Below are 14,191 nucleotides of genomic sequence, written 5' to 3'. Positions count from 1 at the left end.
AATCGCAGAAAGGACCTGCACCCATCGGCGTTTGATAAGGACGGCTCCCGTATTGGAGCGCATATGGGGCAACATTCGCGCCGCCAACGTAGATATTCTCGCCCTCAGCTCGGATGAAGAGCTGAGGGCCCGAAGTAGCACCGTCCGCTCCATGGTGGAGCATCACATATCGAAGGAGAGCCCTCAGCGCGTGCAAGCAGAGCGCGTGATTGAAGCCATCTCGAAAGGCCAGGGAAAGATAACCAAAGAAGATCGAGAAACGCTCATTTCGGCCCTAAGGATATCCTATTCATCACTCGACGCCAAGTACAGGCGGGTTCGCGTATTCGCGAACGTCCTGTGGGCAGCAACAGGCCTATCTGTTCTTGGCGCTGCCGCACTTGCCACCTGGGGCGCATTCGACGAACAGACGCTCAGCCTATGCTTCGAGAACAGGGACGTACCAATCGAAAATGAGGATCTCGAAGGTGACGCGACCACACAAAATGTGGTCGTCTGCCCGACAGGAGAACAACAAGCGGATCCAGATATGAATTTCCCCGACGACTACGCCAATCGTCTTGACGTATTTTCTGTGGAACTCGCTGGCTTGGTCGGGGCAGCATTGACGACGGTTTCATCACTACGAAAAATACATGACGACCACAACGCCCCCTACACCCTGCCCCTTGCCGCCGCTACACTCAAGCTGCCCTTGGGCGCCATATCCGCATTCGCCGGTATATTGTTTATCAGCGGGGGATTTCTCCCTGGACTGAGCGCACTGGATAGTCCGATACAAATAATCGCATGGGCAATTGTGTTCGGAGCATCTCAGCAATTTGTGACACACATTATTGATCGGCAAGCGCAGGTCACGCTTTCCGATGTGCAGCGGACCCCTGATTCATCACCGCCGAGACGGTCTAATACGTGACCCAGCTAGTGGCTACCCAGATGGACAAAAGTGGTCCGCGCTCCCCATGTACTTGCCACAGGGAACGCGGACCGCGTGCTGCTGCGCGCCTCAGTCGGCGATCGGCAAGTACACCCGGTTCCCTGCCTCAGCGAACTCCTTCGACTTCTGGAGCATCCCCTCGGCGACCTCCTCAGCCGACGCCCCCTCAGCCGCCGCGCCACCAAACCGCTCTGTGATGCTTTGGCTAATCTTCATACTGCAGAACTTGGGACCGCACATCGAGCAGAAGTGAGCCGTCTTGGCCGGCTCGGCGGGCAGGGTCTCGTCGTGGAACTCCCGTGCCGTGTCCGGGTCGAGGGCCAGGTTGAACTGGTCCTCCCACCGGAACTCGAAACGGGCGTCGGACAACGCGTCGTCCCACTCCTGCGCACCCGGGTGTCCCTTGGCGAGGTCCGCCGCGTGGGCCGCGATCTTGTAGGTGATGACGCCGGTCTTGACGTCGTCGCGATTCGGCAGGCCCAAGTGCTCCTTGGGGGTGACGTAGCACAGCATCGCCGTGCCCCACCAGGCGATCATCGCGGCGCCGATGCCGGAGGTGATGTGGTCGTACGCCGGGGCGACGTCCGTGGTCAGCGGGCCGAGCGTATAGAACGGAGCTTCATCGCAGATCTCCTGCTGAAGGTCGATGTTCTCCTTGATCTTGTGCATCGGGACGTGGCCCGGGCCCTCGATCATGGTTTGTACGTGGAAACGCTTGGCGATCCGGTTGAGTTCCCCGAGCGTCCTCAACTCCGCGAACTGTGCCTCGTCATTGGCGTCCGCGATCGAGCCGGGCCGGAGGCCGTCGCCGAGCGAGTACGTGACGTCGTAGGCCGCGAGGATCTCGCAGAGCTCCTCGAAGTTCTCGTACAGGAACGACTCCTTGTGGTGCGCGAGGCACCAAGCGGCCATGATCGAGCCGCCGCGGGAGACGATGCCGGTCTTGCGGTTCGCCGTCAACGGCACGTAGGCCAGGCGCACTCCCGCGTGGACCGTCATGTAGTCCACGCCCTGCTCGGCCTGTTCGATGACCGTGTCCTTGTAGATCTCCCAGGTCAGCTCCTCGGCCCGGCCGTCGACCTTCTCCAGTGCCTGGTAGAGCGGCACCGTGCCGATGGGCACGGGGGAGTTGCGCAGCACCCACTCGCGCGTGGTGTGGATGTTGCGGCCGGTGGACAGGTCCATGACCGTGTCGGCGCCCCAGCGGGTCGCCCAGGTCATCTTCTCGACCTCCTCCTCGATGGAGGACGTCACCGCCGAGTTGCCGATGTTGGCGTTGACCTTCACCAGGAACCGCTTGCCGATGATCATCGGCTCGATCTCCGGGTGGTTGACGTTGGCCGGCAGCACGGCCCGGCCTGCGGCGATCTCGTCGCGCACGACCTCGGGCGAGACGTTCTCCCGGATGGCCACGTACTCCATCTCGGGCGTGATCTCGCCGCGGCGGGCGTACGCGAGCTGGGTGACCGCCTCGCCGTTCCTGCCGCGGCGCGGCTGGCGGGGCCGGCCGGGGAAGACCGCGTCCAGATTGCGGAGACCGCCGCGGGGCGAGGTGTGCTTGATGCCGTCGTCCTCGGGACGGACGGGGCGGCCCGCGTACTCCTCGGTGTCGCCGCGGGCGATGATCCAGTTCTCGCGCAGTGGCGACAGGCCCCTGCGGACGTCGGTGTCGACGAGTGGATCGGTGTAAGGGCCTGACGTGTCGTACAGCGTGACCGCCTGGCCGTTGGTGAGGTGCACCTGACGAACCGGCACGCGCAGGTCGGGGCGGGTGCCCTCGATGTACGCCTTGTGCCAGCCGATGGACTTCCCGGCCTCCTCGGACGTCTCGTCCTGAACGGAGGCAGGCGTGCGTGCGTCCTTGTCGGTCATGAGACCTACTCCCTACGCCGGCATTACCCGGTAACAGGTTCGGCGGTCGACGCAGCGGTTTCCGTCCGGCGATGCTTCGTGTGAAACATCACTCGACTCCGGCGATGTTTCATGTGAAACATCGCTGGGACGGAGGTCAGCGCCCTCTCAGCCCGGTGCTCCGAGCTCCCGCGTGTACAAAAGGTGCCCCCACGCTAGCGGCAATTCTGGCGCGGTGAACAGAGGGCCCCCCTCGTTCTTGCGATGATCGGGCGGTGACCACGACGCAGCGTCCCTCCTACCCCTCGCCCGAGCCGCCCCGCGGATCCGGCGCCGGAAACGGCAACGGCCGTGGTGACGGTCCAGGTGAGGGCCATGATTTCGTCGGCGGGTCCGGACAGGGTCCGGCCGAGCCGCAGCAGCCGCGCGGACCGCAGGGGCAGGGCGTGACGCAGCCCCCGGCCCCGAGACGGGCCCCCCAGTACGGGTACGGGCAGGACGCGGGCTTCGGCCCCCAGGACCGCGGTGAGTACGGGCGGGGGCCCGGTCAGGGCCACGCTGCCGGGCACGGCCCGGGACCCGCCGGAGGGCAGGGTCCCGGCCACGACGGAGGCGGCGGACCGGGGCACGGTCATGGCGGAGACGGTGGACCGGGGCACGGAGACGGCGGCCACGGGCACGGACACGGAGGAGACGGCGGCCACGGACACGGTCACGGCCCGGGTGGCGGGCACGGGCACTCCCACAGTCATGGCCCGGCCACCCCCGTCTCCCTGCACCTGCGCAAGGTCATCGCGGCGATCCTGATCCCGTTCGCCGCCGCCGTCCTGGTCGGTCTCGCCGTGCTGTGGCCGGGCGGAGCCCCTGGGCACGAGCGCACCGGCGTCGGTTTCGACCGGCAGACGCAGGACGCCACCGTCACCAAGGTGGTCGAGGTGAGCTGCAAGGAGGCCGGCGCTTCGGGCGTTCCACCGACCGGCGACACGTCCACCGCCGAGGGCTCCTCCGCGGTGCAGGAGGAGAAGGGCACCTGCAAGCGGGCGACCATCCGGGTCGACACCGGCGACGACAAGGGCCGTACCTTCACCGAGATCGTCCAGCCGGACCAGTCCCGCCAGTTGCAGGAGGGCCAGGAGGTCGTGGTCGCCTACGAGCCTTCGGCGCCGAAGGACCTGCAGTACTCGGTCACCGACATCAACCGCGGTATGCCCATGGCGCTGCTCGCGGGCATCTTCGCCATCGCCGTGGTGGTCGTCGGGCGGATGCGGGGCGTCATGGCGCTGGTCGCGCTGGCCATCAGCTTCATGGTGCTGAACGTCTTCATCCTGCCCGCGATCCTTCAGGGCTCCAACCCGCTGGTCGTGGCGGTGGTCGGCGCGAGCGCCATCATGCTCATCGCGCTGTACCTGTGTCACGGCCTGTCCGCACGGACATCCGTCGCGGTGCTCGGCACCCTCATCTCACTGCTGCTGATCGGCATCCTCGGCTCGGTGTTCATCGACTGGGCGGCCCTGACCGGCAACACCGACGACAACACCGGGCTGATCCACGGCCTCTACCCGACGATCGACATGAGCGGTCTGCTGCTGGCCGGCGTCATCATCGGCTCGCTCGGTGTGCTCGACGACGTCACGGTCACGCAGACCTCGGCGGTCTGGGAGTTGCACGAGGCCAACCCGTCGATGGGCTGGCGGGGGCTCTACCGCGCGGGGATCCGGATCGGCCGCGACCACATCGCCTCGGTCGTCAACACGCTCGTCCTCGCCTACGCGGGTGCCGCGCTGCCGCTGTTGCTGCTGTTCTCCATCGCGCAGTCCAGTGTGGGGACGGTCGCCAACAGCGAGCTGGTCGCGGAGGAGATCGTGCGCACGCTGATCGGTTCGATCGGCCTGGTCGCCTCGGTGCCGGTCACCACCGCCCTGGCGGCGCTGGTGGTCTCGGCCGACCGTCCCGGCACGGAGCCCGCCCTGGAGACCACCGCGGCCCCGGCGCGCGGAGGAAGAGGCCGACGCCGCAAGCGCTGACGCCTGCGCGTTCGGGACGCCCCGCCGACCGGAGGAAGACCGAACCGAGGAGGGTCGTCGCGAGAACGGCCTACCCGACAAGGCAGACCCGCAAAGGCCGAGCCACAAAGGGCCGACCCGCAAAGGCCGACTCGAAGAAGATCGTAGGACGATCGCAGGAAGAAGCGTTCCTGCACAGCTCGGCGGCACCCGGTGAAGCGTTACTCCACCGTGCCGCCGGGTCCATGTCTCAGCCGGCGCCCTGCTCGGCGAGGATGCGGTCCAGGGCCTCGTCGAGGTGCGCGTCGAAGTCGGCGAGCGAACCCTCTTGGCCCAACGGCACCAACTTGTCCGTACGGTCGAGGAAAGCGACGAGCGGTGCCGTCGACGACCGGAACAACGCCTGGTCGCTGCCCACCTGAAGCCGGATCAACACCTCGCCCAGGGCATCGGGTTCGACGGGCGTGACGCGCACATCGCCCTCCCCGCACGGCTGGCCGACCCCGTCGATCAGCAACTCCCGCCCGAAAGCCCACGTCACCGGGGCATCACCGGGCAAGTGGAACGTCAGCCGGACGGCATAGGGATCACTGGACTCATAGCGCAGCTCCACCGGAATGCGGAAGGAGAGCTCCTCTGACACGAGAAAGCTCATCATGACCTCTGCTTGTACGGACTCGCGCATCGACAACCCCGTCAATCGCCGTTACTGGCCGGGAACAAACCTCTGACACTTGGTGGAATCTTGCTGAACGTACACAGCAGATCACAAGGAGTGAGTTTTCACATACTGATAGAGAGCGCGAGCGAGCCGAGCACGCGCCCGACCTCGACCTGCAGTTGACGCGCCGCGGGCAGCAGCCGGTCGACCTGGTGTGCGGGGAGTGAAATGGCCATCGTCGCTGCCGTACTGCCGAGCGTGAGGGGAATCGCGGCGCAGACCGAGCCCAGGGCATACTCCTGGCGCTCGGTCACCGGCTCCATGCGCCGGAGCCGCTCCAGGCGTCTCAGCAGACTGTGGTTGTCGCGCACCGTGTAGGGCGTGAGGGGCTGCACCGGATAGCGGTCGAGGTGGTCGCGGCGGGCGTCCTCGTCCAGCTGGGACAGCAGACACTGCCCGATGGCGTGCGCGTGTCCGGTCTCCCGGAAGTCGGCCCACTCCTCGACCGCCGGGTTGACCGGCGTGTCGGAGACACACATGACCTCGATCTCGCCCTCGCGGTAGACCGCGTAGTACACGGGCACGCCCAGGGCGTCCCGCCAGTGCGCGAGCGCGTCGACGATCGTGCTGCGACGTTTCTGCCGCGCCCCGCTGCTGCCCAGCCGCTCGGCCGCCTCGCCCAGGAAGAACAGGCCCTTGTCCCGGCGCAGATAGCCCTCGTGCACGAGCGTGCGCAGCAGGTGGTACGTCGTGGGCAGCGCCAGCCCGGTCTCACGGGCCAGTTGCTTGGCCGGGGCACCGTACTCGTGCGCGGCGACGGTCTCCAGCAGGCGCATGGCGCGCTGCACCGATCCGATGAGGGTCGGCGGAGGAGGTGGTGCCGACGGTGGCGGTGGTCCGGAGGGCGTCGCCGAGCGGGGTTGCGCGGGGACGGTGCGCAGGTGAACAGGTGCGGTGTCAGCCGGGACCAAGGGGCTCTCCCGAAACGCGAGGGGGCACACCGTGCGGGGGGACACGGGTGGGGGTGAATGCCGCTCGCGGGGAGGTCCCCGCGTCGAGTTCCGGACTCTATTCGCCTGCCACCGCGGGCAGACCACCCCGCCGGGAAACTTCCCTCGCCCGAGGGAACCGGTGATGGCAGACCCGCTACCCCCACCGGCTTCCCACCGGTCTCACCAGTCGCTGCGCGACGAGGAGCTCGACGTGAACTTGCGTACGACGTAGACCAGCCCGCCGACCAGTGCCACGAAGACCAGCACCTTGAAGAGCAGTCCGATGACGAAGCCGACCACGCTGGCGATCAGCCCGCCGAACACGACCAGGGCGATGACCGGCACCGCGATCCACTTCACCCACCACGGCAGTCCCGTGAAGATCTCTCGCATCGCCCTCGTCCTTACCTCTCCGCCCGTTCGAGTGCCGGGTCCTGTCGGTCCTGCCGATCTCTGATGTCCTGCACTCGATGCTAGGTCCGTGAGGGGTGCGACGGGCGCCCCGCAGCCCTTGTCTGCCCCTGACCGAACCCCTAGGGAACCCCGAGGCGCTTCGTCACCCCTCGGGCGGAGAGAAGACCACCATCACCCGCAGGTCCTCGGTGATGTGGTGGAACTTGTGGGCGACGCCCGCCGGCACGTAGACCACGCTGCCGCGTGCCACCTGGGTCGTCTCCAGGCCGACGGTGATCGAGGCACGGCCGCTCACAATGAAGTAGACCTCGTCCTGATGGTGCGGCTTCTGTGGATCCTGCTCGCCCGCGTCAAGGGCGTACAGGCCGACCGACATGTTCCGTTCCCGTAGAAACTGCAGGTAGGCGCCGTCGTTGGCGGCGCGCTCCGCCTCCAGTTCATCCAGCCGGAATGCCTTCATCGCCTTGTCCGCCCCTGCCTCTCGTGCCCGTGTCCGATCAGGTCTGCCACGATCAGACACATGATGAATTTCCTAGTCAAGACGATCGCCAACGCGGGCGCCCTGGCGGTCGCCGTGTGGCTGCTCGACAAGATCACCCTGACCGGTGACAGCACCGGCAAGGAGTTCGCCACCCTGATCATCGTGGCGCTGCTCTTCGGCCTGGTGAACTTCCTGGTCAAGCCGGTGGTCAAGCTCCTCAGCCTGCCGCTGCTGATACTGACCCTCGGCCTGTTCACGCTGGTCGTCAACGCGTTGATGCTGCTGCTCACCTCGTGGCTGGCGGACAAGCTCGACCTGAGCTTCCACGTGGAGGGCTTCTGGACGGCCGTCGTCGGAGGCCTGATCATCTCGGTCGTCTCCTGGGCCCTGCACGTCATCCTGCCCGACGGGGACTGAGCGGACATGACGTACCGGGTCTGCTTCGTCTGCACGGGCAACATCTGCCGCTCGCCGATGGCCGAGATCGTCTTCCGCGCGCGGGTGGCGGAGGCCGGTCTCGACGAGCTGGTGCAGGTCGACAGCGCCGGCACGGGCGGCTGGCACGAGGGCGACGGCGCCGACCCGCGCACCGTGGCCGTCCTGGAGGACAACGGATACCCGGGGGACCACACGGCCCGGCAGTTCCAGCCGTCCTGGTTCTCCCGCCTCGACCTCGTGATCGCCCTCGACTCCGGCCATCTCGGGGCCCTGCGCCGCCTCGCTCCCACGGAGCAGGACGCCGGAAAGGTGCGGCTGCTCCGCTCGTACGATCCCGCCGCCGGCGACGACCTCGACGTACCGGACCCCTACTACGGGGGGATGGACGGCTTCGAGGAGTGCCTTGAGATGGTGGAGGCGGCGAGCACCGGTCTGCTCGCCGCAGTACGCGAGCACGTGGAGGGACAGGCGGCATGAGTGATTCCGCGACGGGTGACGCGGGCGGAACGACGGGCGACCCGGTCCGGACGACGGCCGACGCGGACCAGGTGAAGGGCGGCGGCGCGGAGACCTCGGGTGCGGTGACGGGCGCTGCGGCTCGGGCGGTCACGGGTGTCGGTGACGGCACACGCGCCGTGCGGGCCGGGCTGCCCGAGCCGGTCAAGCACGAGCCCACTCTGCCCGGCCCCGTGTTCGCCGCCCACTTCCATCTCCCGGGCGACCCGACCGGCCCCTACACGTACGGCCGGGACGAGAACCCGACCTGGACGCTGCTGGAACGCGCCATCGGCGAGCTGGAGGCACCGGGCGGGGACGCCGAGACGCTCGTCTTCGCCTCGGGCATGGCGGCGATCTCGGCGGTGCTCTTCTCCCAGCTGCGCACCGGCGACGTGTGCGTCCTGCCGGACGACGGCTACCAGGCGCTGCCGCTGGTCCGTGCCCAGCTGGAGGCGTTCGGCATCGAGGTGCGCACGGCGCCGACCGGCGGGGACGCCCAGCTGGACGTGCTCGACGGGGCGAGGCTGCTGTGGATCGAGTCCCCGTCGAATCCCGGGCTCGCCGTGTGCGACATCAGGCGGCTCACCGAGGCGGCACGCGCGCGTGGTGCTCTGGTGGCCGTCGACAACACCCTCGCGACACCGCTCGGCCAGCGCCCGCTGGAGCTCGGCGCCGATTTCGCGGTGGCCAGCGGCACCAAGCAGCTCACCGGCCACGGCGATGTCCTCCTGGGCTATGTGGCCGGCCGGGACGCCGAGGCCATGGCTGCCGTGCGCCGCTGGCGAAAGATCGTCGGTGCGATCCCCGGGCCCATGGAGGCCTGGCTCGCGCACCGTTCACTCGCGACCCTCCAGATGCGCGTCGACCGGCAGAACGCGACGGCCCTGGCGATCGCGAAGGCGCTGCGGGAGCGGCCCGAGGTGACGGGGCTGCGCTACCCGGGACTGCCCGACGACCCCTCCCACGAGATCGCCGCACGGCAGATGCGGCGCTTCGGCTGTGTCGTGTCGTTCACGCTGCCCACACGCGCGCGTGCCGACCGCTTCCTCGACGCCCTGCGTCTCGTGGACGACGCGACGAGCTTCGGCGGGGTGCGGTCCACGGCCGAACGGCGCGGCCGCTGGGGTGGGGACGCGGTGCCGGAGGGCTTCGTCCGCCTGTCGGTAGGTGCCGAGGATCCCGAGGACCTGGTGGCGGACCTGCTGCGTGCGCTGGACGCGTCAGCCGCCTGATCACCCCCGCGGACGGTCCGAGCCTCCCCCCTCATGGCTCGGACCGTCCTCCGGTTCCGCGCGCAAGAACCGCGCGACCAAGGCTAGTTGACTCTCTGTCAGTGTCCAATCACAGTAGCGACAGAGACCTATCGACTTATTTATAGTTGAGCACGGTCGGCGGCCGGGGAGCAGTGGCCGGAGAGGGGAGTGTGCGCGGTGGATCTGGCCTTGCTGCGGACCTTCGTGACCGTGCACCGGGCCGGCTCCTTCACTCGCGCCGCCGCTCTGCTCGGCCTTTCCCAGCCTGCTGTCACCTCCCAGATACGGACGCTGGAACGGCAGCTGGGCCGCCCCCTGTTCCTCCGGCAGGCCCGCGGCGTGACCCCGACGAGCATCGGCGACGAACTCGCCCACAAGGCCGCACCCCATCTCGACGCCCTGGTGGAGATCACCGAGACCGGCCTCGACGACGACTCCTCCTTACGGACGCTGCACCTCGCAGGTCCGCCGGAATTCACCGCCGAACGAGCCCTGCCCGCCCTCACGGAGCTGACCCGCGAGGATGGGCAGGGCTTCGCCTTGCGCGTCTCCTTCGGAACCGCCGAGGAAACCCTGGAAGGGCTGTCCGCCGGGCATCATGATCTGGCCATCAGCACGGCCCAGCCGCGCGGCCCCCTGCTCACGGCGACTGCGCTCTGCGACGAGGAGCACGTCCTGGTCGCCGCCCCGCGCTGGTCGGAACAGCTCGGTCCCGGGCAGCCCGATCACGAGCCGGAACCCGCCCTCGAGAAGGTGCCGGTGGTGGAGGTGCACGAGTCGCTGCCCTTCGTCTCCCGCTACTGGGCCTCCGTCTTCGACGCGCAGCCGGCCGCCCCGGGCACGGTGATCGTCCCCGACCTGCGCGCGGTCCTGGCCTGCGCGGTCGCGGGCGCCGGTCTGGCGGTGCTGCCCCGTTATCTGTGCGCGCCGGCGCTGGAGCGGGGTGACGTCGTCCCCCTGCACGAGCCGCCGGTGCCACCGCTGCGTACGTACTTCCTCGTGGTCCGGACCGGGACCCTCGCGATGCCTCACATCGCGCGAGCGCACGACTGGTTGCTGCGGTCTTCGGCCGACTGGTGCTGAGGCGCCCGGGGTGGTGTGCCGGGTTGCCTGAGGCGGGGCGCGGGCGCTGAGGAACCCGTCTCACTCTGGGGGCTCGTCCGGTGACGTTTCGCGATGTTTCACGTGGAACCAGCCGGGCCACATTTCACTCATGACCGTCCGACCCGTGGTCAAGCGCACCGCCCGCGCCGTTCTGCTGGACGGTGCCGACCTGATCCTGATCAAGCGCACCAAGCCGGGAGTGGATCCCTACTGGCTCACGCCCGGCGGCGGGGTCGAGCCCAGCGACCCGACCGTCGTCGACGCCTTGCACCGCGAGGTGTACGAGGAACTCGGAGCGAAGATCACCGATGTGGTGCCCTGCTTCGTGGACACCATGGAGCACATCGGGGAGGACGGCGGCGCGACGGGTGTGAAGGTGCAGCACTTCTTCGTCTGCCGCCTGGAGTCGATGGACCCCTCCCTGCGCCACGGCCCCGAGGTGGAAGAGCCGGTCGGCGAGTACGAGATCGTGCGCGTGCCCTTCACCCGGGTCGGGATCGCGTCGGTCCATCTCGTGCCGCTGTCGCTGCGGCACTACCTGGACGGCAACATCGAGGGCGTACTCGCGATGCATGCGCCCGACCTGGGCTGAGACGCCCGGTCAGCTTCCGGCCGCGACCAGTTCCTCGACGGAGTCGTGGCGTATGCGCTCCGAGGGGACGCCGACGTCCCTCAGGACGTCCACACCACTGCGGATCATCCCGGGTGGCCCGGAGAGGTAGGCGTCGAACTCGTCCCACGGCCCGTAGGTGCGGATGGCGTCCGGCAGCTGCACGTGCGCCTGCTGGTCGATGATCGCGCGGACCGAGAGCCACGGGTGGGTCTGCTGGAGCCGCAGCATGGTGTCGATGTCGTACAGGTCGTGGTCGGTGCGGGCGCCGTAGAAGACCTCGACCGACCGGCGGTCCCCGTGCTCGGCGACGTCCTCCACCAAGGCCTTGATGGGTGCGATGCCCGTGCCGCCGCCCAGGCAGAGCAGGCCGCTGTCGGTGGTGTGGTCGACGGTCATGGACCCCGCGGGCGGCCCGAGCCGGATGATGTCGCCGGGCCGGGCACGGTGCACCAGGGCATTGGAGACCCAGCCGGCCGGGACGGCCTTGACGTGGAACGACAGCAGCCCGTCGGACCGCGGCGCCGAGGCGAAGGAGTAGTGCCGCCAGATCCGGGGCCACCAGGGCGTCTCCACGCTCGTGTACTGCCCGGCGAGGAAGGGGTAGGGCTGGTCGGGGCGGACGGTGACGACCGCTACGTCCGGCGTTCTCAGGTCGTGCGCGACGATCTCGGCATACCACCAGGCCGGTGCACGCAGTTCGTCCGCGGCCGCTGCGTCGATCATGACCTGGGAGATCGTGGTGTAGGCCCGGACCCAGGCCGCCTCCGTCTCCGGGTTCCACACTCCGGCCGCGTACTTGCTCAGCGCGCCGATCAGGCACTCGCCGACGGCCGGGTAGTGCTCGGGCCGCGTCCCGTACTTGCGGTGGCCCCTGCCGAGTTTTTGCAGGTAGTCGACGAGCACGTCCCTGTTGTCGATGTGCTCGGCTGCCGTGAGCAGCGCTCTGAGCAGTCGGTCCCGCTGGGTGTCCATCGCGGCCGGGAACAGCGAGCGCAGGTCGGGGTGGCGCACGAAGAGCAGGGCGTAGAAGTACGACGTGACCTTGTCGGCGACCGGCGTGACCTCGGCCATGGTGCGGCGGATGAGGAGCGCGTCCGGGGAGCCCGTTCCGGCCGGGGCGGTGGCGGCCTCTGCCGACGGCGGCACCGGGGCCTGCTCCTGGGTGGGATCCGGCTGTTCGGCGGCGGTCCCCGGCGGAGCCACGGTGGACGCGAAGGGCGTCGGGGTGAGCGTCGTCGGTGCGGGGCCCGGCGAAGCGGCAGCAGTGGGGTCTGCAGCCGGGGGCTGAGCGTGTGACGCGGGCGGAGCGGCGGGGGTGGGTATCGCGTCGGGGGTTTCACGTCCGTGGTCGGGCTCACCGGTGCCCGGGGTACTGCGAGGTGTGAACCAGTCGCCCGCGCCGCCAGAAGTGCCGTTGTCGGCCGACGTCGTGGTCGGAGCGTCCATGGTGTGCCTCGCCTCGAGCATCTTTCGGTCGGTCTGCGCACTTCCGGAGTCGGAATGTGCCTGCTTCCCCCGTGGACGGTCTGCGTTCCCATCCTTGTCTCGGCCAATGCGGCCACATTCAACCCGTCATCCGGCTCCGTACGGACAAGTAAGGCGAGAGTGTGACATTGGCCGCAGTGACTCTCATCGAGCTTCCCACCCGCGTGGCCGCTTCCGGCGTATACCCGGAAACACGGGTCTTCGATCTCTCCGTCCCGTTAGGCTGCATTGCCCTGCACTGCCTCAAACAGGACGAGGCGTCCCGTCCCGGATGCGAACCGGACTCGACCCTACCGGCCACCGCTGTGCACACAAGTCCCCCCTCCTCTCGTCACGAATGCGGGCACGACGCGGATCGCCCACCCGTCAACCAGGAGCTGGGGAAGCCGTGTTCAGCGCCTCGGTCGAACATCTGACCTTCTTACCTGTTTCACGTGAAACATCCGGTGTCGGTCTACGGTCTGTGCGAGCGGTGACAACTGGCCAAAAGGTCGTACGTCTCCGCTGAAACAGGTGGACGTCAGGGGCTCCTGTCGGACAGCCTGACCTGCGTGCCGACTCCTTCCCTTGCCTCATTGCCCATCCGCCGTCTGACACTGCACGATCACGCCGCCTGTGCCGACTTGTCCGAGGACCGGGGGTGGCCACGGGAGGAGCACAAGTGGAGCTTCCTGCTCGCGGCCGGGAAGGGTTACGGCATCGACGACCCCGAGGGTGGCCTGGTGAGCGCCTGCGTCGTCACCGAGTACGGACCGCAGGATCCTGCCCTCGCCGCGATCGGCATGGTACTGGTGGCCCAACGGCACGCTCGGCAGGGCGTGGGACGCCGGCTGATGCGCCATGTCGTCTCGGACATGGGCACCACGCCCCTCACCCTGCACGCGACGCCGTACGGCCGGCCTCTCTACGAGGAACTCGGCTTCAAGGTCACCGGACAGGCCGACATGGTCGTCGGGCACTTCACTCCCGGCGGGCCTGAGCCGAAGGTCGCCACCCGCGCTGCGACCGCCGAGGACCTCACGGCCATCCTCCGTCTCGATGAGCAGGTCTTCGGGACCGACCGCACGCACATCGTCACCCGGTTGCCGGCTTTCGCCGACCAGTTGCGCGTGGCCGAGGAGAACGGGCGGATCATCGGGTACGCGGCCGCCTGGCCCAACATGGACACCCACGTGATCGGCCCGCTCATCGCGCGTGACACGTCGGCCGCCCAGGCTCTCATCACGTCTCTCGCCGCCGGCACCAACCGCCCTTTGCGCACCGACATCGACGTGCGGCACGAAGAACTCCTGGCGTGGGTGAAGGAGCGCGGCCTGGAATCCGTCGCCTTCAACGCGGTGATGACGTACGGGATCACGGAGCTGCCCGGGGACTGGAGCCGACGGTTCGCGCCGGTCACGGTCGCGGCGGGCTGACCGACTTCGACGCGACGACGCCGGCCCCCCGGGGAAGAGGGGACCG

Annotated in this window: 14 protein-coding genes and 1 riboswitch; of the genes, 8 read left to right on the top strand and 6 right to left on the bottom strand. The window is 68.4% G+C overall.

What is annotated here, in order from left to right:
* Window positions 1-151: 151 nt before the first annotated feature.
* Window positions 152-916 carry a hypothetical protein gene (locus tag ACFZDI_RS23460; protein ID WP_391252964.1) on the top strand — a complete coding sequence of 255 codons (765 nt, stop codon included), beginning with the start codon at window positions 152-154 and terminating at the stop codon, window positions 914-916.
* 90 nt (window positions 917-1,006) lie between these two features.
* Here ACFZDI_RS23460 and thiC read toward each other — a convergent pair whose 3' ends face one another.
* A complete protein-coding gene (thiC, locus tag ACFZDI_RS23455; protein WP_391252962.1) occupies window positions 1,007-2,809 on the bottom strand; it encodes a phosphomethylpyrimidine synthase ThiC in 1,803 nt (600 codons plus the stop codon).
* Window positions 2,802-2,991: riboswitch (TPP riboswitch) on the bottom strand. It overlaps the preceding gene by 8 nt.
* 72 nt (window positions 2,992-3,063) lie before the next feature.
* On the opposite strand from thiC, the gene ACFZDI_RS23450 reads away from it, so the two are divergent.
* The gene (locus ACFZDI_RS23450) at window positions 3,064-4,812 is read left to right on the top strand and encodes a YibE/F family protein (RefSeq protein WP_391252960.1); all 1,749 of its coding nucleotides are present in this window, start codon (window positions 3,064-3,066) and stop codon (window positions 4,810-4,812) included.
* Window positions 4,813-5,041: 229 nt separating this feature from the next.
* On the opposite strand, the gene ACFZDI_RS23445 is transcribed toward ACFZDI_RS23450, so the two are convergent.
* The 4 genes from ACFZDI_RS23445 to ACFZDI_RS23430 all read right to left on the bottom strand — a co-directional run bounded on the left by ACFZDI_RS23445 (window position 5,042) and on the right by ACFZDI_RS23430 (window position 7,318).
* Entirely contained in the window at window positions 5,042-5,476 is a 435-nt protein-coding gene (locus ACFZDI_RS23445) for an SsgA family sporulation/cell division regulator (RefSeq protein ID WP_234750360.1), read from the bottom strand.
* 98 nt (window positions 5,477-5,574) lie between these two features.
* Window positions 5,575-6,300, bottom strand: a complete 726-nt coding sequence (locus ACFZDI_RS23440; protein WP_308287297.1) for an IclR family transcriptional regulator C-terminal domain-containing protein — start codon at window positions 6,298-6,300, stop codon at window positions 5,575-5,577.
* A 324-nt stretch (window positions 6,301-6,624) separates the two neighbouring features.
* Window positions 6,625-6,837 (bottom strand): DUF5326 family protein, encoded by a 213-nt coding sequence (locus ACFZDI_RS23435; protein WP_234750359.1) that lies wholly within the window; start codon window positions 6,835-6,837, stop codon window positions 6,625-6,627.
* Between the two features lie 163 nt (window positions 6,838-7,000).
* A complete protein-coding gene (locus ACFZDI_RS23430; RefSeq protein ID WP_234750358.1) occupies window positions 7,001-7,318 on the bottom strand; it encodes a cupin domain-containing protein in 318 nt (105 codons plus the stop codon).
* Window positions 7,319-7,378: 60 nt separating this feature from the next.
* Here ACFZDI_RS23430 and ACFZDI_RS23425 point away from each other — a divergent pair, with 60 nt between their 5' ends.
* From ACFZDI_RS23425 to ACFZDI_RS23405, 5 genes are all read left to right on the top strand, one after another.
* Window positions 7,379-7,756, top strand: a complete 378-nt coding sequence (locus tag ACFZDI_RS23425) for a phage holin family protein (RefSeq protein WP_234750357.1) — start codon at window positions 7,379-7,381, stop codon at window positions 7,754-7,756.
* A gap of 6 nt (window positions 7,757-7,762) precedes the next feature.
* Window positions 7,763-8,254, top strand: a complete 492-nt coding sequence (locus ACFZDI_RS23420) for a low molecular weight protein-tyrosine-phosphatase (RefSeq protein ID WP_391252956.1) — start codon at window positions 7,763-7,765, stop codon at window positions 8,252-8,254.
* Complete coding sequence (locus ACFZDI_RS23415) at window positions 8,251-9,507, top strand: cystathionine gamma-lyase (protein ID WP_391252955.1); 1,257 nt, start codon at window positions 8,251-8,253, stop codon at window positions 9,505-9,507. The genes ACFZDI_RS23420 and ACFZDI_RS23415 overlap by 4 nt, the downstream gene beginning before the upstream one ends.
* A gap of 198 nt (window positions 9,508-9,705) precedes the next feature.
* Complete coding sequence (locus ACFZDI_RS23410) at window positions 9,706-10,611, top strand: LysR substrate-binding domain-containing protein (protein ID WP_391252953.1); 906 nt, start codon at window positions 9,706-9,708, stop codon at window positions 10,609-10,611.
* Between the two features lie 130 nt (window positions 10,612-10,741).
* On the top strand, window positions 10,742-11,224 hold the full coding sequence (locus ACFZDI_RS23405) for an NUDIX domain-containing protein (RefSeq protein WP_234750352.1): 483 nt from the start codon (window positions 10,742-10,744) through the stop codon (window positions 11,222-11,224).
* Between the two features lie 9 nt (window positions 11,225-11,233).
* Here the strand turns inward: ACFZDI_RS23405 and ACFZDI_RS23400 are convergent, their stop codons facing one another.
* A complete protein-coding gene (locus ACFZDI_RS23400) occupies window positions 11,234-12,712 on the bottom strand; it encodes a globin domain-containing protein (protein WP_391252950.1) in 1,479 nt (492 codons plus the stop codon).
* A 569-nt stretch (window positions 12,713-13,281) separates the two neighbouring features.
* Here ACFZDI_RS23400 and ACFZDI_RS23395 point away from each other — a divergent pair.
* Entirely contained in the window at window positions 13,282-14,145 is an 864-nt protein-coding gene (locus ACFZDI_RS23395; protein ID WP_391252948.1) for a GNAT family N-acetyltransferase, read from the top strand.
* The last annotated feature ends 46 nt before the right edge of the window (window positions 14,146-14,191 follow it).

Source organism: Streptomyces sp. NPDC007907, from assembly GCF_042959365.1.
Classification (GTDB): Bacteria; Actinomycetota; Actinomycetes; order Streptomycetales; family Streptomycetaceae; genus Streptomyces; species Streptomyces indiaensis.
This window is presented reverse-complemented; position numbering and strand designations above follow the sequence as displayed.